The organism is Thioclava indica (genome assembly GCF_000714545.1).
Classification (GTDB): Bacteria; Pseudomonadota; Alphaproteobacteria; order Rhodobacterales; family Rhodobacteraceae; genus Thioclava; species Thioclava indica.
This window is the reverse complement of record NZ_AUNB01000014.1, coordinates 24,298-47,579: the sequence shown is the minus strand read 5'-3', so window position 1 is coordinate 47,579 and position 23,282 is coordinate 24,298. Positions and strand designations below refer to the sequence as shown.

Sequence of the window (23,282 nt, the reverse complement as noted above, 5' to 3'; positions counted from 1 at the left end):
TATGTCGTGACAATCTGGTGTCGTTAGAAACTTCTTGCAATGTTCTTCATTTGTACACATAAGGTGGCAAGAACATAAAGTGAACGGATCGCGTCGGGCCGCATTGCCGCCGCATCCTGTCTGTGGGATAAGGACTGGGACAATGGCAGCAGCGAAAATTCTCGAGATGGAAAAACACAACAAGGCGGATAAGCAAAAGGCGTTGGATTCGGCGCTTGCGCAGATTGAGCGGCAATTCGGTAAAGGCTCGATCATGAAGCTCGGGGGCGACACGCCCGCGCGCGAGATCGAAGCGACATCGACGGGCTCCCTTGGTCTCGACATTGCGCTTGGTATCGGTGGCTTGCCGAAGGGGCGGATTGTTGAGATTTACGGGCCTGAAAGCTCGGGCAAAACGACCCTGACGCTGCATGCGATTGCAGAAGAACAAAAAAAAGGTGGCGTTTGTGCCTTTGTGGATGCGGAACATGCGCTTGATCCGCATTACGCGCGTAAACTTGGTGTCGAGCTGGAAGATCTGTTGATCTCGCAGCCAGATACTGGCGAGCAGGCGCTTGAGATTGTCGATACGCTGGTGCGCTCAGGCGCTGTCAGCATGGTCGTTGTCGATTCGGTTGCGGCGCTGACGCCAAAGTCTGAAATTGAGGGCGATATGGGCGACCATACGGTCGGCGCGCAGGCCCGTTTGATGAGTCAAGCGATGCGCAAGTTGACTGCGTCGATTGGGCGCTCAAATTGCATGGTGGTTTTTATTAACCAGATTCGCATGAAAATCGGGGTTATGTTCGGCTCGCCTGAAACGACGTCGGGCGGCAATGCGCTGAAATTCTACGCCTCGGTGCGTCTGGATATCCGCCGCATCGGCGCGATCAAGGATCGCGATGAGGTGGTAGGCAACCAGACCCGTGTGAAAGTTGTTAAGAATAAGGTGGCGCCGCCCTTCAAGCAGGTCGAATTTGACATCATGTATGGTGAGGGCATTTCCAAGATGGGCGAGCTCGTCGATCTGGGCGTAAAGGCCGGGATTGTTGAAAAATCGGGTGCTTGGTACTCCTACGGTGATGAGCGGATCGGGCAGGGGCGTGAAAATGCCAAAACTTTCCTACGCGAGCACCCTGATCTTGCCTATGAGATCGAAGATAAGATCCGCGCCAGCCATGGTCTTGAATTTGGCGACACGGGCGAAGATGATGCGCTGACCGAGGAATAAATTCGTCGCAAAACATGATTGAGACAGGCCGGGCCATGTGCTCGGCCTTTTCACTTGCTGGACAGCACGCAGGGGCGGCGTTACACGGGAGCGAACCAGCTCGATCAGGCGAGATAGACATGCCCAGCCTTAATGAAATTCGCTCCACGTTTCTGAACTTTTTTGAGCGCAACGGTCACCGTATCGTTGACAGCTCTCCGATCGTTCCACGCAACGACCCGACCTTGATGTTTACCAACTCCGGCATGGTGCAGTTCAAAAACTGTTTCACCGGCGTGGAAAAGCGCGATTATGTGCGCGCGACTTCGGCGCAGAAATGCGTGCGCGCCGGGGGCAAGCATAACGATCTCGACAATGTCGGATACACGGCGCGCCACCATACATTCTTTGAAATGCTGGGGAATTTCTCCTTTGGTGATTATTTCAAAGAGGGTGCGATCCCTTTCGCTTGGGAGTTGCTCACTAAGGATTTCGACATTCCGAAGGATCGCCTTTTGGTAACCGTCTATCACACCGATGATGAGGCGGCGCAGATGTGGAAAAAGGTTGCGGGCCTGCCAGACGAGCGTATCATCCGCATTCCCACGAATGACAATTTTTGGCAAATGGGTCCGACCGGCCCTTGCGGACCTTGCACCGAGATTTTCTTTGATCACGGCGACAAGATCTGGGGCGGCCCTCCGGGCAGTGCCGATGAAGACGGCGACCGGTTTATCGAGATCTGGAACCTCGTTTTTATGCAGAACGAGCAGTTCGAAGACGGCTCGATGCGCGCGCTCGATATGCAGTCGATCGATACTGGCATGGGGTTGGAGCGGATTGGCGCGTTGCTGCAGGGCAAGCACGACAATTACGACACCGATCTGATGCGCCATCTGATCGAAGCCTCGGCCAATGCGACGTCGAGCGACCCTGATGGTCCGGGCAACGTGCATCATCGCGTGATTGCCGATCACCTGCGTTCGACCTCGTTCCTGATTGCCGATGGGGTGATGCCAGCCTCGGACGGGCGCGGTTATGTGCTGCGCCGCATCATGCGCCGCGCGATGCGGCATGCGCATTTGCTGGGGGCGAAAGATCCGGTGATGTATCGCCTCGTGCCCGCTTTGGTGCGCGAGATGGGCGCGGCTTATCCTGAATTGGGCCGCGCGCAGGCGTTGATCGAAGAGACGCTGCTGTCGGAAGAAACGCGGTTCAAGACGACGCTGGATCGCGGCTTGAAGCTGCTTGATGAGGCGTTGGTGGACTTGCCCGAGGGCACGAAATTGCCCGGCGAAACCGCGTTCAAACTGTATGATACTTACGGTTTCCCGCTGGATCTGACGCAGGATGCGCTGCGCGAAAAGGCGCGTGAGGTTGATACCGAGGGCTTTGATAGCGCGATGGCCGAGCAAAAGGCCAAAGCGCGCGCAAGCTGGTCTGGTTCGGGCGAGGCCCCGGATGCGGCGATCTGGTTCGATATAGCCGAGAAATCCGGCACGACCGAATTTTTGGGCTATGACACCGAAAGCGCCGAGGGTCAGATCGTAGCGCTGGTCGTGGACGGCGCGCGCGCGGATGCCGCGCAGGGCAAGGTGCAGATCGTCACCAACCAGACGCCGTTTTATGCCGAAAGCGGCGGTCAGGTTGGCGATCAAGGTGAGATCGTGACCGAGACCGGCAAAGCGCGTGTGAGCGACACGAAAAAGGTCGCGGGCGTGTTTATCCATTTTGCCGATGTTATCGAGGGTGAAATCGCAGTGGGCCAGGGTGCGCGTCTCGAGGTTGACCATGCACGCCGCAGCGCTATTCGCGCCAATCACTCGGCCACGCACCTGCTGCACGAGGCTTTGCGCCGCGCCTTGGGCGATCATGTCGCGCAGCGCGGCTCGCTCAATGCGGCGGATCGTCTACGGTTCGATTTCTCGCATAACAAAGCGATGAGTGCGGATGAAATTACAAAGATCGAGCGCGAAGTGAATGAATTCATTCGCCAAAACACGCCGGTTGAAACGCGACTTATGACGCCCGACGATGCGCGCGAGCTGGGGGCTCAGGCGCTATTTGGTGAGAAATACGGCGACGAGGTGCGCGTTGTCTCGATGGGCACGCAGCCCGGTTCGGGCAAGGGCACACGCGGTGATGTTTATTCGCTGGAACTGTGCGGGGGCACGCATGTGACGCGCACAGGCGATATCGGCAGCTTTGTTTTGACGGGTGAGACGGCGTCGTCTGCTGGCGTGCGCCGGATTGAGGCGCTGACAGGTGATGCCGCTATGTCCGAGTTGCGGCGTCGCGATCTTTTGCTATCAGATATGGAATCGCTGCTGAAAGTGAGCGAGCAAGACGCCCTTGCGCGGCTGCAAGCGATCCTGGATGAGCGCAAGGCGCTGAGTAATGAGGTTGCGCAATTGCGCCGCGAACTCGCGATGGGCGGTGGTGCCTCGGGTGGTTCGGAAACGCTAGAAATCAATGGGTTGAAGTTCATTCCTCAAGTCGTTTCCGGCGTGACTGGCAAGGATTTGCCTGGCATTGTTGACGCGCTCAAAGAGCAGATCGGCAGCGGTGTGATCCTTGTGGTTGCTGACACCGGCGGCAAGGCGGCGGTTGCGGCGGGCGTGACATCGGATCTGACCGAACGCGCCAGCGCGGTGGATATGGTCAAGGCGGCGGCGGTTGCGCTTGGCGGCAAAGGCGGCGGTGGTCGCCCCGACATGGCGCAGGCGGGCGGGGCGGATCCGTCCAAATCCGATGACGCGGTCGCGGCGGTGAAATCTTATCTGGAGGGCTTGTGATGGCTGGAGCGTATTGGATTGCACATGTGAAGGTGACGGACCCGGAGGCCTACGGCAAATACGCCCAAGGCGCGGGGCCTGCGATCGCCAAGCATGGCGGCAAGTTTCTGGCGCGCGGTACGCGCTACGTTCAGCTTGAGGGCAATGATCGTTCTCGCAATGTGTTGGCATGGTTCCCCAGCCTTGAGGCTGCGGAAACCTGTTATCACTCGGATGAATACCAAGCCGCTTTGGCCCATGCCAAAGGTGCGTCCGAGCGCGATTTGATGATCCTTGAGGCCAGTGACGAGCTTTAAGATCGTCTTGCAACGTATTGATAGGAAATAGAGAATGTGCCGTTGGGCCGCCTATGTCGGAGAGCCGATCTTCATCGAAGACATTGTCAGCCGCCCCGGCCATTCGCTGATCCATCAAAGCCAATGTGCCACGATGTGTCACACCGCGATTAACGCCGATGGGTTTGGCGTGGCGTGGTATGGCGAGCGCCCTGAACCGGGGCTGTATCGCGATGTAATGCCCGCTTGGTCGGATCCGAACTTGCGCTCGCTCACCGAGACTGTGAAATCGGGGCTGTTTCTGGCCCATGTGCGCGCTTCGACAGGGTCTGCGACCTCGCGCAACAATTGCCACCCGTTTCGCCATGGCCGTTGGTCCTTCATGCATAACGGGCAGATCGGCGGCTATGACGGGTTTCGCCGCGCCGGTGAGATGATGATCCCCGAAAGCCTGTATCCCGAACGCCGTGGTGCCACCGATAGCGAGGCGCTGTTTTTGGTCGCGATGGCCGAGGGGATGGAGGCTGATCCGAAATGTGCGCTTGAACGGGCCACCGCGCGCTTTGAAACGCTGGCGCGCGAACGCGGTGCGGCTCCGTATATGCGGCTGACGGCGGCGTTTTCTGATGGCGTGCGCCTGTATGCGGTGCGCTATGCGAGCGATGATCACGCGCCCTCGCTGTATCACCGCTGGTCGGATACGCGCCGGGGACGCGCAGTGGTGTCTGAGCCGCTGGAGGTCGATGAAAGCGATTGGCACGAGGTGCCGCCGGGCACGTTTTGCACCTTTGAGGGCAAGCGCGTGAGCATCGAGCCGTTTGCGCCTGTGCGTATGCCTCTTGCGTCGTGAACACCATGCGCAGTCGCACTCTCAAAAGGGCTGGACGGCGCGGCACGTCGGGTCTAGGGTTTGCTTCATGAGAACCGAGAGCATCATCATTTGCTGCATTATCCGCTGACATCTGTCACGCGGGCCGGTCTTCTCTTTCCAAAATTGCCATGACCTTGTAAGCCCGCCGGCAGGTTCAGCTTTGCCTATTGCGAGGACATATGACCCAGATCCGTTTGCGCAACTCCATGACCCGCAAGGTCGAGGATTTCACGCCCATCGACGCGCAAAACGTGCGGATGTATCTGTGCGGCCCGACGGTCTATGACCGCGCTCACTTAGGCAATGCGCGCCCGGTCGTGGTGTTTGACGTGCTCTATCGGCTGTTGCGACATGTGGCCAAGGAAAATGGCTGGGGCAAGATCACCTATGTGCGCAATTTCACCGACGTTGATGACAAGATCAACGCGACCGCTTTGGCGCGCCAGAAGGCGGGGGCAGAGGGCTCGTTAGAGGATCTCATCCGCGCGCGCACCGAGGAAACCATCGGCTGGTATCACGCCGATATGGACGCGCTCGGCGCGCTGCGTCCGACCTATGAGCCGCGCGCGACCGATTATATCGGCGCGATGATCGCGATGATTGAAAAGCTGGTCGGCGAGGGTCACGCCTACGCCGCCGAAGGCCATGTGCTGTTCCGCGTGCGCAGCTATCAGAAGTACGGCGCGCTCTCGGGGCGCACCGTCGATGACATGATCGCAGGCGCGCGGGTTGAAGTCGCGCCCTTCAAAGAAGACCCGATGGATTTCGTGCTCTGGAAGCCCTCGGATGCCAACGAACCCGGCTGGGACAGCCCTTGGGGGCGCGGGCGTCCGGGCTGGCATATCGAATGCTCGGCGATGAGCTACGAGCTGCTGGGCGCGTCTTTCGACATCCACGGCGGCGGCATTGATCTGCAATTCCCCCACCACGAAAACGAGATCGCGCAAAGCTGCTGCGCCCATCCCGAAGGCAGCTTCGCGAACTATTGGGTGCATAACGAGATGTTGCAGGTCGAGGGCAAGAAAATGTCCAAGTCTTTGGGCAATTTCTTTACCGTGCGCGATTTGCTGGATCAGGGTGTGCCGGGTGAGGTGATCCGGTATATCTTCTTAAGGACGCACTACTCGAAAACGATGGATTGGACCGACGAGAAGAGACGCGACGCCTACAACCGCTTGTATCGTTGGAGAGAAGAACTCACCGGAGTTAAACCAAGTAAACCCGATGAAAAAATTATTGATGCTCTCGCCAATGATTTGAATACGAGCGAGGCCGCGAGGCTCCTGGACGTAATTTTTCTTCAGTGGATGCAGAGCAAATCTGATGTTTCTAGTCCCCGCGAGACGGAAGCAAACGAAGCAAAATTTGTCGCTTCTGCGCATCTTTTGGGTTTGCTGCTTCCGACGACTGGAGAATGGTTTTCTAAACAATTTGATTTTGGCGTTCTTGAGAATCAACTTTCAGAGCTTCGCGACACCGCGATGGAGACCAAGGACTTCTCCAAGCTCGATGCTATGAAGCAGGTGCTCGTTGCGGCAGGTGTCGAGGTCCGCATGTCAAAGGCCGGGGTGGAATTGCTGCCCGGTCCGGATTTCGACCCAGCCAAGCTGGAGGGGCTGTGATGGTGCTCGGAACAGAGGTTCGCCCCCGGCCCGAGGGTGGGGGCATCTTCGCCCCCGCCCTGGGGGGCGGGTCGGGGGCGAACCGGATCGCAAGCGATCCGGTTGCGAGCGTTGCCACGGGCGTCTCACTTGGCGCACGATATTTCTGTGATGAGGGCGCAAAATCATGACCAAGCAACGCCTCTACCTTTACGACACCACTCTGCGCGATGGTCAGCAGACGGCGGGGGTACAGTTCTCGGTGCCTGAAAAGATCGAGATTGCGCAGGCGCTTGACGGTATCGGGATTGATTATATTGAGGGCGGCTGGCCCGGCGCGAACCCGACCGATAGCGATTTCTTCGACGCGCGGCCCCAAACCCGCGCCACCTTTACCGCCTTTGGCATGACCAAACGGGCAGGGCGCTCGGCGGGGAATGACGATGTGCTGGCAGGGGTGATGAATGCCAATACGCCCGCCGTGTGCCTTGTGGGCAAGACGCATGATTTCCACGTCACGGCGGCGCTGGGGATCACGCTGGACGAGAACCTCGAAAACATCCGCGCAAGCGTTGCCCATATGGTGGCTCAAGGCCGCGAGGCACTGTTTGACGCCGAGCATTTCTTTGACGGCTATAAGGCGAATCCCGATTATACGCTGCAATGCTGTCAGGCGGCGCATAAGGCGGGCGCGCGCTGGATCGTTCTGTGTGATACCAATGGCGGCACGCTGCCTGCCGAGATCGCGCAGATCGTGGGCGCGGTGATCGCGGCGGGCATTCCGGGCGATCACTTGGGTATCCATTGCCATGACGATACCGGCAATGCCGTGGCCGGGAGCCTGGCCGCGATTGAGGCCGGGGTGCGTCAGGTGCAGGGCACGCTGAACGGGCTGGGCGAGCGCTGCGGCAATGCCAATCTGATCTCGCTGATCCCAACGTTGCTGCTGAAGGACCCCTACGCCTCCACGCTGGAAACCGGCATTTCGGCCGAGGCGCTGGCCGGTCTCACCAAACTCTCGCGCAAGCTCGACGATATTTTGAACCGCGTGCCGCTGCGTAGCGCGCCTTATGTCGGGGCCTCGGCGTTTACGCATAAGGCGGGGCTGCATGCCAGCGCGATCCTGAAAGACCCCTCGACCTATGAACATATCGACCCCGCTGTGGTCGGCAATACGCGCCTCATCCCGATGTCCAATCAGGCGGGCCAGTCCAACCTGCGTGCGCGGTTGAAATCCATGGGCATTGAGGTGGCGCGCGACAACCCTGCGCTGCCCCGCATCCTCAATCTGATCAAAGAGCGCGAGGATCAGGGCTACGCCTATGACGGCGCGCAGGCCAGTTTCGAGCTGCTCGCGCGGGCCGAACTGGGCCAGCTGCCGCAGTTCTTCGAGGTCAAGCGCTATAAGGTCACGGTTGAGCGGCGCAAGAACCGCTACGACAAGATGATCTCGATTTCCGAGGCGGTGGTGGTGGTGAAAGTGGCAGGCCAAAAGATGCTGTCGGTAAGCGAGAGCATGGACGATCAGGGCCATGATCGCGGCCCCGTCAACGCGCTGTCCAAAGCACTTAGCAAAGACCTTGGCCCCTATCAAAGCTATATCGACGACATGAAACTGGTCGATTTCCGCGTCCGTATCACCCAAGGCGGCACCGAGGCCGTGACCCGCGTGATTATCGATAGCGAAGACGGGGCCGGGCGGCGCTGGTCCACCGTGGGCGTGTCGCCCAACATAGTCGATGCCAGTTTCGAGGCGCTTCTGGATGCGATGATCTGGAAGCTGCTGCGCGACGGGGCGCAACCGGCATGAGCGATCTGGCCGCCAGTTTGCAAGCCTGTGCCGAAGCCGTGCGCAAGGGCGATCCCGACCGTTTCGCCGCGACCATGGCCACACCCGCGCCGCTGCGCGACCGGCTTTGGCCGCTATATGCTGCCAATCTGGAAATCGCGCGCGCGCCATGGGCGTCGTCCGAGCCGATGGTCTCTGAAATGCGTCTGCAATGGTGGATCGATGCGCTTGAAGGGGTGAGCGAGGGAAGCGAACCGCCCCATGAAATCGGTCCCGCTTTGGTGCAGGTCGCCACGCCCGCGCGCCATCTGATTGCCGTGGCCGAGGCGCGCCGCGCCGATTGCTGGCCCGAGCCGCATGCGGACGCGCCCGCGCTTTGGGCCTATCTCGATCAGACCGCAGGCAGCGTTTATTGGGCCGCTGCCGAGGCGCTTGGTGCAGAGGCACAGGCCGAGGTGACGGTGCGCGCCTTTGGCGCGGCTGCGGGCTTGGCGGCGTTTTTGCAGGCGGTGCCCGAACTGGTTTCGCGCGCCCGCGCTCCGCTGGCAGATCTGTCGGTTAACGCGCTGAAACCACTCGCCCGAGAGGGGCTTGAACGCCTTGATTTCGCACGTAAATCGCGTGCGCTCCAGGGGGATTCGCGCGCCGCACTTTTGCCCGGTTGGCAAGCGCGCGCATTGCTCAAACGGGTCACAGTCGCGCCGGAAACTGTGGCGAAAGGCGGGCTGGAACTGTCAGAATTTTCGCGCAGGGCGGGGCTGTTGCGCGCCGCGTTGCGCGGCGTCTGAGGCGCGATCTGGGTGTTCGTTAGAATTTTAATGATCACCCGTCGTTAAACCCGATCAGAATTTAGCAAATCTTTAGGTCTTGGCGCGATGGTCGCATCAAAGCTGTCCCGAAACGGGCCGGCCAAGATCGCTGACCCCCGTCCGGCCGGAGTATTTGCATGCGCTTTTTGAACAATCTGAAGCTGTCGATCAAGCTTCCTTTGATGCTCGTCGCGATTGCGATGGTGGCGCTGACGATCATGGGTGTTACCGCCTATCGAGAGGCGTATGGATTGCTGCAAAGCGAAGGGTCGGCGCGCTTGGAACGCACCTTGAACGCGCGCGTCGCCAGGATTGAGGGCTGGCAAGACCGGGTGCAAAGCGACCTGCGCTCTCTGGCGGGCAACGCAGTCACCGCGCGCGCGCTGTATGACTTTGATCGCGGTTGGAAACAACTTGGCGACAGCGCGGCCGAGACCGTGGCGCGCGCCTATCGCGACGAGAACCCCAATAGCCCCGAGGCGCGCGCAAAGCTTGATTACGCGAGCGATGCGACTGATTATTCGATCCAACACCGCCGCTATCATGCTGGGTTTCGCACCGAGGCTGCGCAGAAAGGCTACAGCGATCTGTATCTGATCGACCGTAAGGGGGACGTGGTTTATTCGATCAACAAGGATGACGTCTTTGCGTCCGATCTTTCGCAAGGCTTGGGTCCGTTGGCGGTGCTTGCGCAAAAGGGCGCTCAGGCGACGGGCGCGCAGATTTTCACCAGCGAAATTCAGATCGGCGATGGCAATGCCGAGATTCACGCAACGATGCCCGTTGTCAGCGCCAATGGGATGCGTCTTGGGATGGTTGCCGTTCGTATTCCCGCAGCCGATCTTGGGGAAATCATCGGGGGCGATCGCGGATTGGGGGACACTGGACAAGGCTTTATTGTCGATCAGTCCGGGGGCTTACTCAATGCGTTGCGACACCCGGTTGGGGGACTCGGGCTCGGTTCTGTTATAGACACGGATGCCGTCAAAGATGCGCTTGCGGGTGGCAGTGGTTTGATTGAACAGACCGGGCTTGCGGGCCAATCCGTGACGGCCGCCTATATGCCCTTTTCGCTTTTCGGGCGCGCTTACGGTGCGGTGGTTGAACAAGACCAAACCGAATTGTTTGCGCCAGCTACGACGCTCGCGCGCTCAATGCTGTTACATGCGAGTTGGCTGGTTCTGGCGCTCGGGGGCCTCTCGGCCATAATGGCGCGCTCGGTATCTACGCCGTTGCGCCAACTCGGCGCGACGATCCGCGCAATCGCAACGGGAGAGCGGGAACAGCAGGTGCACGGCACGGCACGACGCGATGAGGTGGGCATCATCGCCTATGCGCTTGACGATTTGCGTGCCGACTTGCTTAAAGCCGACGCTGTGCAGCAAGAGGCGCATATCCAAGGCACCGTGTTTCAAAACGCCTCGGCTGCATTGATGATGATCGACCCCGATTTTCGCATCATCCATGTCAATAAAGCGGTGATCAGACTTGTCGCCAGCCAGATTGATGAGTTTCGCAAGGTGACGCCAGATCTTGATGCGGATGCGTTGGTGGGTCGCTCGATGGATGATTTTCATGTGATGCCGGAAAAAGCGCGTGCCATGCTCAACGATCGCGCGCATATGCCGTTCCATGTCGACATCAAGGTTGGCGACGGGCGTTTTGGCGTGGATGTCAGCGAAATCACGGATGAAGCCGACACCATCATCGGGTTCGTGGTGGAATGGCGCGAGGTGACGCAACTGCGTGCGCAGCGGGCGCTGATTGACTCGATTGATGCCCATCAATTGGTTTGCGACATTAATCCAGACTTCTCGATTACACGCTTGAACGACAAAATCTGCGCCATGCTTGGCCCACAGAGTGCCACACTCCTTGGCAAGGATATGCGCAGCATTCTGTCCGCCCCTGATGGCCATGATATTTGGAGCGCGCCGTCCTCGCTAAAGGCTGTGCAGGGCCGGTTTCAGCTTAAAGGTCCAGATGGGCGAAGCCACCTGATCGAGGGGACGATCAACCCGGTTGCCGATCGCAGTGCGCGGATGATGAAAATCGTTCTCATTGCGGTGGATATTACCGCGTCCAATGCCGCGCTTGAGGAGGCGCAAGCGCATAACTCTGCCATGACGGCTGCGCAGAATACCGTCGTAGAGGCGCTGCGCCTTGGGCTGGGCGCGCTTTCGCGCGGAGATCTGAGCACTGAAATTTCTGACGCATTCGATGCGCAATACGAACCCCTTAGAGCCGATTTTAATGCTGCCATCGGCAATCTTTGCGCCGCTATGCAGATTGTAAATGAAAACGCCACAACGATTGATAGCGAGGCACGAGAGATTTCCAATGCGTCCGAAGATCTGTCCAAACGCACGGAACAGCAGGCCGCAACGCTAGAGCAAACCGCTGCCGCGTTGGGGGAGCTGAGCGCTTCGGTGAGTGCGTCGGCTCAGGGCGTTGCCGAAGCAGATCGCGTGGTCTCAGATGCGCGCAAAAGCGCCGAAGATTCCGGTGAAATCGTAAAGCAAGCCGTGTCCGCGATGAGTGAAATCGAGACCAGTTCGCAGCAGATTTCCAAGATCATTGGCGTGATTGACGAAATCGCATTCCAAACCAATCTGCTCGCTTTGAACGCAGGTGTCGAAGCCGCGCGCGCGGGAGAGGCGGGTCGCGGTTTCGCGGTGGTTGCATCTGAGGTGCGCGCTTTGGCGCAACGCTCCTCCGATGCGGCGCGTGAGATCGACACACTTATCACAGCCTCTTCCGATCACGTAACGCGCGGCGTGGATCTTGTCGGGGAAACCGGACATGCGCTTGAGGGAATTCTGGGCTCGGTGCTTGACGTGGCTGGACGGGTTTCGCAAATCGCGCAAAACGCGCGCGAGCAGGCGCTCAGCTTAACAGAAATCAATACAGCGATGGCTCAGCTTGACCAAGTGACCCAGCAGAATGCGGCGATGTTTGAGCAAACCACCGCTGCAAGCCATTCTCTCAATCGCGGCGCGCGCGAACTGAACGAAACGATGCAGCATTTTAAGGTGCCCGTGACATCGGTTGTGCCGACACAGAAACCAAAACCGCAGGCGCCAGTCGTGCATAGCACTTCGCCCATAGCCCCGCCACGCCCGGCGGACCCTTTGCCAGACGCACCGTCCAAACCGATCGTGTCGCACGCACCATCGGTTCAGCAGGGAAATGTCGCGCTCAAGTATGAGGCAAGTGAGGATGACTGGGAGGATTTCTGACATGTCCCGGCCCAAGCGCCTCGTAATTGATCGCTTTAAGGAGACAGCATGCCGGTCAAAAAAGTTCTAATTGTAGATGATTCCGCAACGATCCGTCATCTGATCCGGTCAAGCATTGCCAACGACTCTCGGTTGCAGGTGATTGGCGAGGCCGCCGATCCTTACGAGGCACGCGAAAAGATAAAGCTGCTCAATCCCGATGTTTTGACGCTGGATGTGGAAATGCCGCGTATGAACGGGCTGGAGTTTCTAGAGAAGCTGATGCGATTGCGGCCGATGCCTGTCATTATGGTGTCGACGGAAACACATAAAGGCTCGGCCGCAGCTTTAGAGGCGCTGTCTCTGGGAGCTGTGGAATGTATCGGGAAACCGCGCGTAGAGGCGACGGCAGACGCTTTCTGGAATTTGGCGGACCTGCTGGTCGCTGCTGCAAATGCGCGGTTGCACACCGCAGGCCCCCGCCCAAAACTCACACCCGCCACAGGGTTTGATTGGAATGGAAACGTCATTCTTGTGGGCTCCTCGACCGGTGGCGTTGATGCGCTGGAAACCCTTCTGTCGGAGTTTCCGGAAAACTGTCCGCCAACGGTGATCACGCAACATATGCCCGAGACGTTTTTGGCCAGCTTCGCGGCACGGTTGCAACGCCAAATCGTGCCACAATTTGCGCTCGCTAGCCCCCAAGCACCGCTTGAGCAGGGCCGCGTATACCTTGCGCCCGGTGGTGCGCACCATCTTGCGCTGACGCGCGGGGAGCCTGCTCTGTGTAAGCTTGTCGCGGGTGACAAACGCAGCGGACATCGACCGTCAGTGGATGTCTTGTTCGAGTCTGCCCAGTTTCTTGGTGAACGCGCCGTCAGTGTTCTTCTTACGGGGATGGGGCGCGATGGCGCGGACGGGATGATGACGCTTAGGCGCGCGGGCGCGCGTTGTTTGGCGCAAGATGAGGCCAGCTCGGTGGTCTTTGGGATGCCAAAGGTTGCGTTGCAAACGGGCGCAGCTGAGCGCGCAGTCCCCCTAGAGGCGATGGCGGGTGAGGTTTTGGCACTATGCTCGTCCCAACGGCGTGCGACACAGGGCTTTGTGACGCGCGGGAGGGCAGTATGAGCAATCCGATGCGCCCACAGCATATTTCACAAGGCGAATATGCCGCATCTGGTGAAGGGGGGCGCTCTATCACCACGATATTGGGGTCGTGCGTTGCGTCTTGCGTGTATGACGAGGGCGCGAAAGTGGGCGGCATGAACCACTTTTTGCTACCCGAAAGCAACAATGTCAGCGTGCAAGCGGCAAGCTTTGGCGTCAACGCCATGGAGCTTTTGATAAATGATTTAATAAAGTTAGGTGCGCGGCGCGGGCAACTGAAATGTAAGGTATTTGGCGGGGCGCGCATGATTGAGGGGCTTTCGGATGTTGGACAGAAAAACGCGCATTTCATCCTTGAGTTTCTGCGCCGCGAAGGGATCGAATGTGCCGGACAAAGCCTGGGCGGCACGCAGGCTCGTCGGGTCGAATTCTGGCCTGATAGTGGGCGTGCGCGTCAAAAACTACTCGGGGAGGCGCAGATATTTGAACCTGTCAAAGCACCGGAGGTTTATAGCGATGTTGAACTGTTCTGACACTCTGCGCAGAGTGAGCACCAGTTAGGACCCGAGTATCTGGGGTGTTAGACAGTTAAGGCATCCCATGCGGTTCACCTCATGGCTCGGCGTGACAATGCTGTTTTAAGGCCATGGCGCCCTGTAATGGCGTGCATCATTGGGCGCGGGAGGTGGCGGCCTTGGGGGCATGACGCCGGCGTGCTTCTACTGAGACGTATCAATTGCAAGGCAAATACCGAAAGTTTGACGCCGTTGACGCTGAGGCGATGTGCGAAGAGATGATGCGCCTAACGAAATATGGCCCGACGGGCAACGCTCCCCTTAGGTGTCCCGCAGTGGCTTTTCCGCAGCCTGCGCGCGCGAGCGAGAGGGCGGCTTGGTGCGGTAAAACGGTTGGGGGCTGTTGGGCAAGACCGATTGCAAGCCAGTCGCAGACCTCAAGCCGCCTCTTGCGCGCCGCGTGATTTGCGCCGGATCGTCTGCACAAGCGCCATCACGATCAAAAGCCCGGTCGCGATCACGAAGGCCGCCGCAATCGGGCGTTGCAAGAACACCATCGCATCGCCGCGCGAGATCAAAAGGGCGCGGCGCAGGTTGGTTTCGATCAGCGGCCCCAGCACGAATCCCAGCAGCAGAAGCGCGGGGTTAAAGCGCGCCAGTGACAGCGCGTAGCCAATCGCGCCGATCAGGGCGACCGCGAAGATATCAAAGCTCGACCCGCGCACGGAATAAACGCCTAGGCAGACGAAAATCAGGATCGCCGGATACAGCCAGCGAAACGGGATGCGCAGCATCGACACCCAGATACCGATCAAAGGCAGGTTCAGGATCAGCAACAACAGATTACCGATGCCGAAACTCGCGATCAGCCCCCAGAACATATCGGGGCGCGCCTCTAGCATCAGCGGTCCGGGCTGCACGCCGTGAATGACCAGCGCGCCCAGCATCAAGGCCATGATCGGATCGCCGGGGATCCCAAGCGCAAGCGTGGGCACAAAGGCGCTGATCGCGGCGGCATTATTGGCGGCCTCGGGGCCCGCGACGCCTTCGATTGCGCCATTGCCGAACCGCTCGGGGTGGCGCGAAATGCGGCGCTCGGCGGCGTAGGCGAGAAACGAGGAAATCGTCGAGCCGGTCCCCGGAAGCGCGCCAAAGAAGCTGCCCAAACTGGCGCCGCGCAGCGCAGGGAAGGGGATGCGGCGCAGCTCCGCGCGGCTTGGTAGCAGATCGCGCAAGGCCACGCGGGGCGGCACGCCGGTGCGCTCGGCGACGTGGATATTGGCGATCACCTCGGCCACGCCAAACAACCCCATCGCCAGCGCCACAAGGTTGACGCCGTCCATCAGCTCGGTCTGCCCAAAGGTGAAGCGCTGCACGCCGGAATTCACATCCGTGCCGACACAGCCAAGGATCAGCCCCAGCACCACCATCGCCAGCCCCTTGGCGGGGTGTTTCGCGCCGATGGTCGAGGCCGCGACAAGGCCCAAAATCATCATCGCGGCATAATCCGCGGCCCCGAATGCGGTTGCTGCACTGGCCAAGACACCCGACAGCAAGATCAACACAAAGATACCAATGAACGAGCCGAAAAAGCTGGAGATCATCGAGGTAAACAGCGCCACGCCCGCACGGCCTTGCTGCGCCAGCGGATAGCCGTCCAGCGTGGTGACAGCCGATTGCGGTGTGCCGGGCAGGCGCAATAAAATAGAGGCCACCGCGCCGCCATATTGCGAGCCGTAATAGACGCCTGCCAGCATCACGAGCGCCGCCTCGGGGGACAGGTAATAGGTGATGGGCAGCAAAAGCGAGATCGTCGCCATCGCGCCAATGCCGGGCAAAACGCCGACGAATGTGCCCAAAACCACGCCAAACACGCAATAAATCAGCACATCAGGTTGCACCGCAACGCTTAGCCCGTGCAGAAAGCCTTCCCAGCCGCTCATACCCAACCGCTCATCATTGTCCCGGCCATAGCGGGACGGTCATTTTCAGTCCGAAATGAAACACGACGACCGACAGCGCGGTGACGATCAACGCCAGCGCCAGCCGCCAGCCAATCCGGCGGTCGGGGGCTGCGATTGAGGCGATCAGAACGCTTGCCAATGTCACCGGCACCAGTCCCGCGCGTTCAAGCCCCATGGCAAAGACGAGGATCGCCGATAGCACCGCAAGTGCCTCTTTCCACGCGATGCGGATCGGCGCCCCTTTGCGCGCGATGGCGGGCAGGGCGATCATCAGCCCCAACACCGCCAGCACGCCGCCCAGCAGCGCGGGGAAAAACCCCGGTCCCATGCGGCGCAGCAAGCCGATATCGTATTGCGTGCTTGCGTAAACGAGCACAAACACGCCGATCACCGACAAAAGAAGCCCGCCCGCCAGATCAGGAATGTCGCGTTTCATGGCTTAGTTTTTCGCGTCGATCCGGTCGAGCACAGCGCCCCAAATCTTGGTGTCATCGGCAATGCGTTGTTGCAGTTCTTCAGGCGTGCCGCCCGCTGCCTGCCAGCCCATATCCAGCAACCGCTTTTGCACCGCTTCATCGGCAAGGATCGCGTTGATATCACTGTTAAGCGTGGCAATAACGCCCGCATCGGTGCCAGCGGGTGCGATAAATGCGTTCCACAACTCGGCGCGGAAATCGGCAGGCAACCCGGCCTGTCCGGCCATCACCGGCACACCGGGGGCCTGTGCAAACGGCTTTTGCGAGGTGATGCCAAGGATCTTTAGCTTACCCGCTTTGACATATTGCATCGCCGCTGAAGGGGCCATGAAACCGCTATCAATCTCATGCCCGATGATCGCGGTCGTGACCTCGGCATAAGAGGTGAAGGGGATATGCAGCATCTCGACGCCCGCGCGGTCGGAGAACAGTTCCGCCGTCAGATGCGCGCCAGAGCCTTTGCCAACCGAGCCATAGCTTAACGCCTCGGGCTCTTTGCCAGCGGCGGCGATAAAGCCCGCCAGATCGTCGGCGGGGAAGTCGGCGGCAACCACAAGCACCAGCGGCGAGGTCGCGATCAGCACGACGGGCGCGATATCCTTGGCAACGTCATAGCCAAGGTTCGGCGTCAGGCGCGGCGCGGTCGTCAGCGGCCCGTTGATCGTGGTGGCAAAGGTGTTGTCGCGGTCTTTTGCGTTCAGCATCTGCTGGATGCCAATCACACCACCCGCGCCGGGTTTGTTCTCGATCACGATGGGCTGGCCAAGTTTCGCAGCAAGCGGTTCGGTCACGATCCGCGCCAGAAGATCGGGCGAGGAGCCTGCGGGAAAGCCCACGAACACATGCTGCGGCTGGCTCGGCCAAGCGGCATCTTGTGCCAAAGCAGGCTTGCAAAGCGAAACAGCGGCAGCGCCCAAAAGGGCCGCGCGGCGCGAGATGATCATGGTGAAGTCCCCCGGTATTATCTGGCATCAAAGCAATGTAACCGGGCGCAAGATCGCGGAAATGACGCGCCTTTGCAAGGTGTTGATATGCCACGGCGCGGCGTGCATTTGTCCTTTGGGTCGCGGGGCTTTGCCGACTTTCGCGGCCCGCCTGACGGGCAGGGACGTCGCGCAGGGTTTTTCAGCCACGCTCTCGACATGGCGCAAAATCCTGCGCAAGAGTGCCGTAAATTCCAAGGCGGCGGTGGAAAACGTCCCAGCCGAGTTAAGCGAGAAACGGAGAAGACATATGAGCGTTTGGCCAGCACCGTTTTCGCTTGAGGGAAAATGCGTCTCGCTCGAACCGCTGTCGCAAAAGCACCATGATGATCTGGTCGAGGCGTGCACTGATGGCGACTTGCACAAGATTTGGTACACCACCATTCCCGACGCTGCCGGTATGGCGGCTGAGATTGAGCGCAGACTTGCGCTGCCCACGATGCTGCCCTTCGCGATCCTCGAAAACGCATCGGGCAAAGCGGTGGGCATGACGACTTACATGAACATTGATAGCACCAGTCGGCGCCTTGAGATCGGCTCGACCTGGTATCGCAAATCCGTGCAACGGACGCCGCTCAATACCGAGTGCAAGCTGCTGTTGTTGCAATATGCCTTTGAGGAGTTGGATTGCATCTGCGTGGAGTTGCGCACCCATGTTCTCAACGTGCAAAGTCGGCGCGCCATCGAACGCGTGGGTGCGAAACTCGACGGGATCTTGCGCTCAGCGGCGGTGATGCCCAACGGCACAATCCGTGACACTGCGGCCTATTCCATCATTGCCAGCGAGTGGGGCAGCGTAAAGGCCAACCTGCTTTGGCGGCTGGAAACCCATCCGCGTTAAGCAGGTCGACCCACAGCCATCGCGTGATTACACGAGATAGCGTTTGAACCAGTCGATCGTGCGCGACCAAGCGAGTTCCGCCGCTGCCTCATCGTAGCGTGGCGTGGAATCGTTGTGAAAACCGTGGTTTACGCCCTCATAAATGTAGGCCTCGTAGGTCTTGTCATTGGCATCCAGCGCCTCTTGGTACGCAGGCCAACCCGCATTCACCCGCTCATCCAGACCCGCATAATGCAAAAGTAACGGGGCTTGGATGCGTGGCACATCCTTGGCCTCGGGCTGGCGGCCGTAAAATGGCACCGCCGCGCCCAGTTCGGGATAGGCCACCGCTGCGGCATTGGCGACGCCGCCACCATAACAAAACCCGGTAATGCCAACTTTTCCCGTCACATCGGGATGCGCGATCATGAACTCGACCGCAGCGAAGAAATCATTCATCAGCTTGGTGGGATCGACCTGCTGCTGTAGCGCGCGGCCCTCTTCGTCATTGCCCGGATAACCGCCCATCGGCGTCAGCCCGTCCGGCGCGATGGCGATAAACCCAGCTTTGGCGACGCGGCGCGCGACATCGCGAATATAGGGGTTAAGGCCGCGGTTTTCGTGCACCACAACCACGCCGGGTGCCAGCGGCGAAGCCGTCGGGCGCACCATATAAGCGCGAATTTCGCCGTGACCATTGGGCGAGTTATAGGTGATCCACTCGGCCTTGATGTCGGGATCGGTAAAGCTGACCTGCTCGGCCATTGCGTAATTCGGCCCCATCATCGACAAGATCGTCGCAGCCGTCAGCCCGCCAATCGCGAACTTGCCCGCACGATCAAGGAACTGGCGTTTGGTGATGATGCCATGGGCGTAAAAATCATAAAGCTCCAGTAGTTCTGGGGCGAAATCCTTGGCGGTCAAGCGGTTTTGGGCGTCGTCTTTCATGAAAGCCTCCACTGATTACGGAATGCGATTTGAACGGATTGATTGCGAGTCACAGACGGAAGTGTGAGGCCAAGCGGTGTCTCTTGCATAGGTAAAATGTACGCGCTGGCTTTGTGCGCCGCGATTAATGCGCTGTGGTGCCGAGCGATGAAGGCCTTTGCCGCGCATCTAAAGCCGCGTTTTTAGGGCGTTTGATGGCGAGCCCGTCACTTGCACACGCACCTCAGCGCGACGGCAACATCCCGCCGTGACGTTTTTGACCTGACGGCCCGAAGCGAGCGGTTAGGGACTGAGACGTGGAATAGGGCTATTCAGACCTTGATGCTCAAAGGCCATCCGGACCGCGCGCGCGGACCCCCTCTGGCGCGGGCGCTAACCCCAGACCCGATCCAGCGCTGCAAACCAGTTGCGATGGGCGAGTTTTTCGATGAGCGGCGCGTCATAGCCATGCGCGCGCATCGCGTCGATCAGGCGAGGCAGGCCCGCGACATCGCCCAGATCAGGCGGAATTTGCGCGCCGTCGAAATCTGATCCCAGACCGACACGATCCTCGCCCAAAGCCTCGATCAGGTGATCGAGATGGCGCAGCATCGGATCAAACCCGTCGAAAGGCTCGGCCACCCCGTCTTCACGCAGGAATCCGACGGCATAATTCAGCCCGACCATGCCGTCGCTCTCGCGGATCATCGCAAGCTGACGGTCGGTCAAATTGCGCGAAGAAGGACAGATCGCATGGACGTTGGAATGGGTCGCGATCAGGGGGGCATCCGACAGCGCCGCGACATCATTAAAGCCTTTTTCATTGAGATGGCTTAGATCAATCATGACCTTCAAGGCATTGCATTCTTTGACCAATCTCTTGCCTGCCTCGGTCAATCCGTCCCCTGTGTCGGGAGAACTGGGGAAGGCAAACGGCACGCCATGACCGAACGCCGTGGGGCGCGACCAGACCGGGCCGAGGCTGCGCAATCCGGCGGCGTGCCAGACATGCAGAGCGTCGAGGTCGGGACCGATTGCCTCGGCCCCTTCCATATGCAGGATCGCGGCGATCTTGCCCGCCGCCATGGCCGCCTTGATGTCGGCGGTCGAGCGGCAGATCGCAAGATGCCCCTCGCGCTCCATCCAGTGCAGATGGCCCACCATCGCCATCGCCACCGGCAGCGCCTGTTCGAAAGGGATCTCGGGGGGCAGCGGCAGGTTATAGGGCGGATTGCGCATCAGGCGTTCGAAATCGGGATCGTTATGCGCCTTGGGCGAAGGAATATAGACGGCAAAGAACCCGCCTGCGAAACCGCCCGCCTTCATGCGCGGAAGATCAAGCTGCCCTTGCTCGGTATTGGTCAACCAAGTCGTCGCGCGCGCCTCAGGATCGCGCAAAAGGCGCAACAGAAAATCGTTATGGCCGTCAAAAACCGGGACCAGATCGCTCATGCGGGGACGTCCTCTTTTGTGTAGCCTGCGGAAGCCCGCAGAAGTTTCGCGGTATAATCGGTCTTGGCACGCCGCGCGCGCAGATCTTCGCGCGTCAGCTCTTCGACGGCCAGCCCGTGTTCCATCACCAACAGCCGCTCGCACATATGCGAAATCACGGCCAGATCATGCGAGACCATCACATAGGTCAGCCCGCGCTCGGCCCGTAGCCGCTCTAGCAGGTTAAGCACCTCGGCCTGAATCGAGGCGTCGAGCGCCGAGGTCGGCTCATCCAGCAACATCACTTGCGGCTCAAGGATCAGCGCGCGCGCAACGGCGACGCGCTGGCGCTGACCGCCCGATAGCTGATGGGGATAGCGAAAGCGAAACCCGACGCCAAGGCCCACATCTTCCAGCGCCTGCGCGATGCGTTCGTCGCGCCGATCAAAGCCTTGGATCGCAAGCGGCTCGGACAGAACGGAGTCAATCGTGTGGCGCGGATGCAGCGAGGCATAGGGATCTTGAAACACCATCTGCACCTGACGGTAGAAATCGGGGCGGCGCGGGGTGGCGATCTCGGTCCCGTTCAGGTGCAGCGCGCCGCCCGAGGTTGGGGCCAGCCCGCAAATCGCGCGCAGCACGGTGGATTTGCCCGAGCCGGACTCGCCCACGATGCCATAGCTTTCGCCCGGCTTGACGTCAAAACTGACGCCCCGCACGGCATGGATCTGATCCAGCCCACTGACGAAGGTGACCTCCAGGTTATTCACGCTCAGCATATGTTTGCTCATTCTGCCCAAGCTCCGTCTCGATCCAGCACCGGAAGCGGGTGGCGGTCCTCGTCGATGTCGGGAAGGCAATTGATCAGCCCTTGGGTGTAGGGGTGCTTGGCCTGCTCCAGTTCCGAGGCCTTGAGTTCCTCGACGACGCGTCCGGCATACATCACCAGCACGCGGTCGCAGAACGAACTGACAAGGCGCAGGTCATGCGAGATGAAGATCAGCCCCATGCCGCGCTCGGCCACGAGACGGTCGAGAATGCGCAGCACCTCAATCTGGATCGTGACATCCAGCGCCGAGGTCGGCTCATCCGCGATCAGCAGATCGGGTTGCGATACCAGCATCATCGCGATCATCACGCGCTGGCCCATGCCGCCCGACAGCTCGTGCGGATAGGCGCGAAAGACGCGCTCGGGGTCGCGGATCTGCACCGCTTCAAGCATTTCCAGCGCGGCTTGCTTGGCGGCAGCACGGCCCGCGCCATGGGTTCGCAAAACCTCCATCAGTTGCTTGCCCACCGCCATCACCGGATTCAGCGAAAACTTCGGGTCCTGCATCACCATCGACATCCGCTTGCCACGCAGTTTGCGCCATTGTTTCGGCGTGAGGTTGCGCAGATCGGTGCCCTCGAAGCTAAGTTGGTCGGCGCGCGCAGAGCCCGGTGGCGGCGTCAGCCCCAAGATCGCGCGCCCGGTCTGGGATTTTCCAGAGCCACTTTCTCCAACGATTCCAAGACGTTCGCGGCCAAGGTTAAAGCTGACTCCACGCACCACATCAACCGGACCATTGCGGGTCGGAAAGGTAACGTAAAGGTTTTGGACGTCTAGCAGGCTCATTTTTGCCCTTTCGGATCAAGAACATCGCGCAGCCCGTCGCCCAGCAGGTTAAAGCCCAGAGAGACGACGAAAATCGCGATCCCCGGCATCGTGGCGACCCACCAATAATCGATCAGGAAATTGCGCCCGCCTGCGATCATCGCGCCCCATTCGGGTTGCGGCGGTTGCGCGCCCAAGCCCAGAAAACCCAAGCCCGCCGCCGTCAGGATGATGCCCGCCATATCCAGCGTCACACGCACGATGATCGAAGACATGCACAGCGGCACGATATGTTTCCAGATGATGCGCGCCGAAGATGCGCCTTGCAGCTTGGTCGCGGCGATGAAATCGGAGTTGCGGATGGTCAGCGTCTCGGCACGAGCGAGGCGCGCATAGGGCGGCCAAGCGGTGATCGCAATGGCGATGATCGCGTTTTCGATCCCCGGTCCCAAGGCAGCCACGAAGGCCAGCGCAAGGATCAGCTTGGGGAAGGCCAGCACGATGTCGGTGAAGCGCATCAACACGGTATCGACCCAGCCGCCGAAATAGCCTGCCGTTGTGCCAATCAGCAGCCCCAGCGGCGTCGCCAATATCGCCACAAGCGCCACGACCGCCAAAGTAATGCGCGAGCCATAGATCAGCCGCGAGAGGATATCGCGCCCCTGATCGTCGGTGCCCAGCCAGTAGCCCTCGGTCAGGGGGGGCAGCAGGCGCGTGGTGTTGAGATCCCCCGTCAGCGGGTCATGCGGTGCCAGCCAAGGCGCAAACAGCGCCAGCAGCACCAGCACCACCACGATCAACAGGCCAAACATCGCTAGCCCGTTGGTGCGAAAGCCAAGCCATGTGCGATAGGCTTGCCCCAGCTTGGCTTGGCGGCGTGACAGCGGGGCGTCGCTTAGCAACCATTCGCGTGTCATG

General features: G+C 59.9%; 19 protein-coding genes. 11 read left to right on the top strand and 8 right to left on the bottom strand.

Features of this window, described 5'->3' with window-relative positions:
- Window positions 1-142 precede the first annotated feature (142 nt).
- From recA to DT23_RS05030, 10 genes are all read left to right on the top strand, one after another.
- Window positions 143-1,210 (top strand): recombinase RecA, encoded by a 1,068-nt coding sequence (gene recA, locus DT23_RS05075; protein WP_038128928.1) that lies wholly within the window; start codon window positions 143-145, stop codon window positions 1,208-1,210.
- Between the two features lie 14 nt (window positions 1,211-1,224).
- A complete protein-coding gene (alaS, locus tag DT23_RS05070; protein WP_420804678.1) occupies window positions 1,225-3,984 on the top strand; it encodes an alanine--tRNA ligase in 2,760 nt (919 codons plus the stop codon).
- Entirely contained in the window at window positions 3,984-4,280 is a 297-nt protein-coding gene (locus DT23_RS05065; RefSeq protein ID WP_038128926.1) for a DUF1330 domain-containing protein, read from the top strand. Before alaS ends, DT23_RS05065 begins: the two co-directional genes overlap by 1 nt.
- A gap of 34 nt (window positions 4,281-4,314) precedes the next feature.
- On the top strand, window positions 4,315-5,109 hold the full coding sequence (locus DT23_RS05060) for a class II glutamine amidotransferase (RefSeq protein WP_038128924.1): 795 nt from the start codon (window positions 4,315-4,317) through the stop codon (window positions 5,107-5,109).
- 200 nt (window positions 5,110-5,309) lie between these two features.
- A complete protein-coding gene (gene cysS / locus DT23_RS05055; protein ID WP_038128923.1) occupies window positions 5,310-6,752 on the top strand; it encodes a cysteine--tRNA ligase in 1,443 nt (480 codons plus the stop codon).
- A gap of 166 nt (window positions 6,753-6,918) precedes the next feature.
- Window positions 6,919-8,541 (top strand): citramalate synthase, encoded by a 1,623-nt coding sequence (gene cimA / locus DT23_RS05050; protein ID WP_038128921.1) that lies wholly within the window; start codon window positions 6,919-6,921, stop codon window positions 8,539-8,541.
- Window positions 8,538-9,308 (top strand): squalene/phytoene synthase family protein, encoded by a 771-nt coding sequence (locus DT23_RS05045; RefSeq protein WP_038128919.1) that lies wholly within the window; start codon window positions 8,538-8,540, stop codon window positions 9,306-9,308. The genes cimA and DT23_RS05045 overlap by 4 nt, the downstream gene beginning before the upstream one ends.
- A gap of 158 nt (window positions 9,309-9,466) precedes the next feature.
- Entirely contained in the window at window positions 9,467-12,568 is a 3,102-nt protein-coding gene (locus DT23_RS18430) for a methyl-accepting chemotaxis protein (RefSeq protein WP_051697054.1), read from the top strand.
- 48 nt (window positions 12,569-12,616) lie between these two features.
- Complete coding sequence (locus DT23_RS05035; RefSeq protein ID WP_051697053.1) at window positions 12,617-13,675, top strand: protein-glutamate methylesterase/protein-glutamine glutaminase; 1,059 nt, start codon at window positions 12,617-12,619, stop codon at window positions 13,673-13,675.
- 134 nt (window positions 13,676-13,809) lie between these two features.
- Complete coding sequence (locus DT23_RS05030) at window positions 13,810-14,187, top strand: chemotaxis protein CheD (protein ID WP_240473549.1); 378 nt, start codon at window positions 13,810-13,812, stop codon at window positions 14,185-14,187.
- A 419-nt stretch (window positions 14,188-14,606) separates the two neighbouring features.
- On the opposite strand, the gene DT23_RS05025 is transcribed toward DT23_RS05030, so the two are convergent.
- Genes DT23_RS05025 through DT23_RS05015 form a run of 3 tightly spaced genes read right to left on the bottom strand, consistent with a single transcriptional unit; the run spans window position 14,607 to window position 17,553 of the window.
- Window positions 14,607-16,112, bottom strand: coding sequence for a tripartite tricarboxylate transporter permease (locus tag DT23_RS05025; RefSeq protein WP_038128918.1), 1,506 nt, complete (start codon window positions 16,110-16,112; stop codon window positions 14,607-14,609).
- A gap of 13 nt (window positions 16,113-16,125) precedes the next feature.
- Entirely contained in the window at window positions 16,126-16,569 is a 444-nt protein-coding gene (locus DT23_RS05020; protein WP_038128917.1) for a tripartite tricarboxylate transporter TctB family protein, read from the bottom strand.
- A gap of 3 nt (window positions 16,570-16,572) precedes the next feature.
- Complete coding sequence (locus DT23_RS05015; protein ID WP_038128916.1) at window positions 16,573-17,553, bottom strand: Bug family tripartite tricarboxylate transporter substrate binding protein; 981 nt, start codon at window positions 17,551-17,553, stop codon at window positions 16,573-16,575.
- Here DT23_RS05015 and DT23_RS05010 point away from each other — a divergent pair.
- Window positions 17,552-18,433 (top strand): GNAT family N-acetyltransferase, encoded by an 882-nt coding sequence (locus DT23_RS05010; protein WP_338064215.1) that lies wholly within the window; start codon window positions 17,552-17,554, stop codon window positions 18,431-18,433. The genes DT23_RS05015 and DT23_RS05010 overlap by 2 nt on opposite strands.
- A 27-nt stretch (window positions 18,434-18,460) precedes the next feature.
- On the opposite strand, the gene yghX is transcribed toward DT23_RS05010, so the two are convergent.
- The 5 genes from yghX to DT23_RS04985 all read right to left on the bottom strand — a co-directional run bounded on the left by yghX (window position 18,461) and on the right by DT23_RS04985 (window position 23,281).
- Window positions 18,461-19,360 carry a YghX family hydrolase gene (gene yghX / locus DT23_RS05005; protein ID WP_038128915.1) on the bottom strand — a complete coding sequence of 300 codons (900 nt, stop codon included), beginning with the start codon at window positions 19,358-19,360 and terminating at the stop codon, window positions 18,461-18,463.
- Between the two features lie 372 nt (window positions 19,361-19,732).
- Window positions 19,733-20,791 carry a dipeptidase gene (locus DT23_RS05000; RefSeq protein WP_081846923.1) on the bottom strand — a complete coding sequence of 353 codons (1,059 nt, stop codon included), beginning with the start codon at window positions 20,789-20,791 and terminating at the stop codon, window positions 19,733-19,735.
- Entirely contained in the window at window positions 20,788-21,549 is a 762-nt protein-coding gene (locus DT23_RS04995) for an ABC transporter ATP-binding protein (protein WP_038128975.1), read from the bottom strand. Before DT23_RS04995 ends, DT23_RS05000 begins: the two co-directional genes overlap by 4 nt.
- A gap of 8 nt (window positions 21,550-21,557) precedes the next feature.
- Window positions 21,558-22,385 carry an ABC transporter ATP-binding protein gene (locus DT23_RS04990; RefSeq protein WP_038128913.1) on the bottom strand — a complete coding sequence of 276 codons (828 nt, stop codon included), beginning with the start codon at window positions 22,383-22,385 and terminating at the stop codon, window positions 21,558-21,560.
- Entirely contained in the window at window positions 22,382-23,281 is a 900-nt protein-coding gene (locus tag DT23_RS04985; protein ID WP_038128911.1) for an ABC transporter permease, read from the bottom strand. The genes DT23_RS04990 and DT23_RS04985 overlap by 4 nt, the downstream gene beginning before the upstream one ends.
- Window position 23,282: the final 1 nt, after the last annotated feature.

Bases quoted from the DNA above. Each gene is read 5' to 3' on its own strand.
- DT23_RS04985 (WP_038128911.1), bottom strand. From the start codon at position 23,281: ATGACACGCGAATGGTTGCTAAGCGACGCCCCGCTGTCACGCCGCCAA.
- cysS (WP_038128923.1), top strand. From the start codon at position 5,310: ATGACCCAGATCCGTTTGCGCAACTCCATGACCCGCAAGGTCGAGGAT.
- DT23_RS05010 (WP_338064215.1), top strand. From the start codon at position 17,552: ATGGTGAAGTCCCCCGGTATTATCTGGCATCAAAGCAATGTAACCGGG.
- DT23_RS05025 (WP_038128918.1), bottom strand. From the start codon at position 16,112: ATGAGCGGCTGGGAAGGCTTTCTGCACGGGCTAAGCGTTGCGGTGCAA.
- alaS (WP_420804678.1), top strand. From the start codon at position 1,225: ATGATTGAGACAGGCCGGGCCATGTGCTCGGCCTTTTCACTTGCTGGA.
- DT23_RS05030 (WP_240473549.1), top strand. From the start codon at position 13,810: ATGAACCACTTTTTGCTACCCGAAAGCAACAATGTCAGCGTGCAAGCG.
- DT23_RS05015 (WP_038128916.1), bottom strand. From the start codon at position 17,553: ATGATCATCTCGCGCCGCGCGGCCCTTTTGGGCGCTGCCGCTGTTTCG.
- DT23_RS05045 (WP_038128919.1), top strand. From the start codon at position 8,538: ATGAGCGATCTGGCCGCCAGTTTGCAAGCCTGTGCCGAAGCCGTGCGC.
- DT23_RS04995 (WP_038128975.1), bottom strand. From the start codon at position 21,549: ATGCTGAGCGTGAATAACCTGGAGGTCACCTTCGTCAGTGGGCTGGAT.
- DT23_RS05065 (WP_038128926.1), top strand. From the start codon at position 3,984: ATGGCTGGAGCGTATTGGATTGCACATGTGAAGGTGACGGACCCGGAG.
- DT23_RS05060 (WP_038128924.1), top strand. From the start codon at position 4,315: ATGTGCCGTTGGGCCGCCTATGTCGGAGAGCCGATCTTCATCGAAGAC.
- DT23_RS04990 (WP_038128913.1), bottom strand. From the start codon at position 22,385: ATGAGCCTGCTAGACGTCCAAAACCTTTACGTTACCTTTCCGACCCGC.
- yghX (WP_038128915.1), bottom strand. From the start codon at position 19,360: ATGAAAGACGACGCCCAAAACCGCTTGACCGCCAAGGATTTCGCCCCA.
- DT23_RS05020 (WP_038128917.1), bottom strand. From the start codon at position 16,569: ATGAAACGCGACATTCCTGATCTGGCGGGCGGGCTTCTTTTGTCGGTG.
- DT23_RS18430 (WP_051697054.1), top strand. From the start codon at position 9,467: ATGCGCTTTTTGAACAATCTGAAGCTGTCGATCAAGCTTCCTTTGATG.
- cimA (WP_038128921.1), top strand. From the start codon at position 6,919: ATGACCAAGCAACGCCTCTACCTTTACGACACCACTCTGCGCGATGGT.
- DT23_RS05000 (WP_081846923.1), bottom strand. From the start codon at position 20,791: ATGAGCGATCTGGTCCCGGTTTTTGACGGCCATAACGATTTTCTGTTG.
- DT23_RS05035 (WP_051697053.1), top strand. From the start codon at position 12,617: ATGCCGGTCAAAAAAGTTCTAATTGTAGATGATTCCGCAACGATCCGT.
- recA (WP_038128928.1), top strand. From the start codon at position 143: ATGGCAGCAGCGAAAATTCTCGAGATGGAAAAACACAACAAGGCGGAT.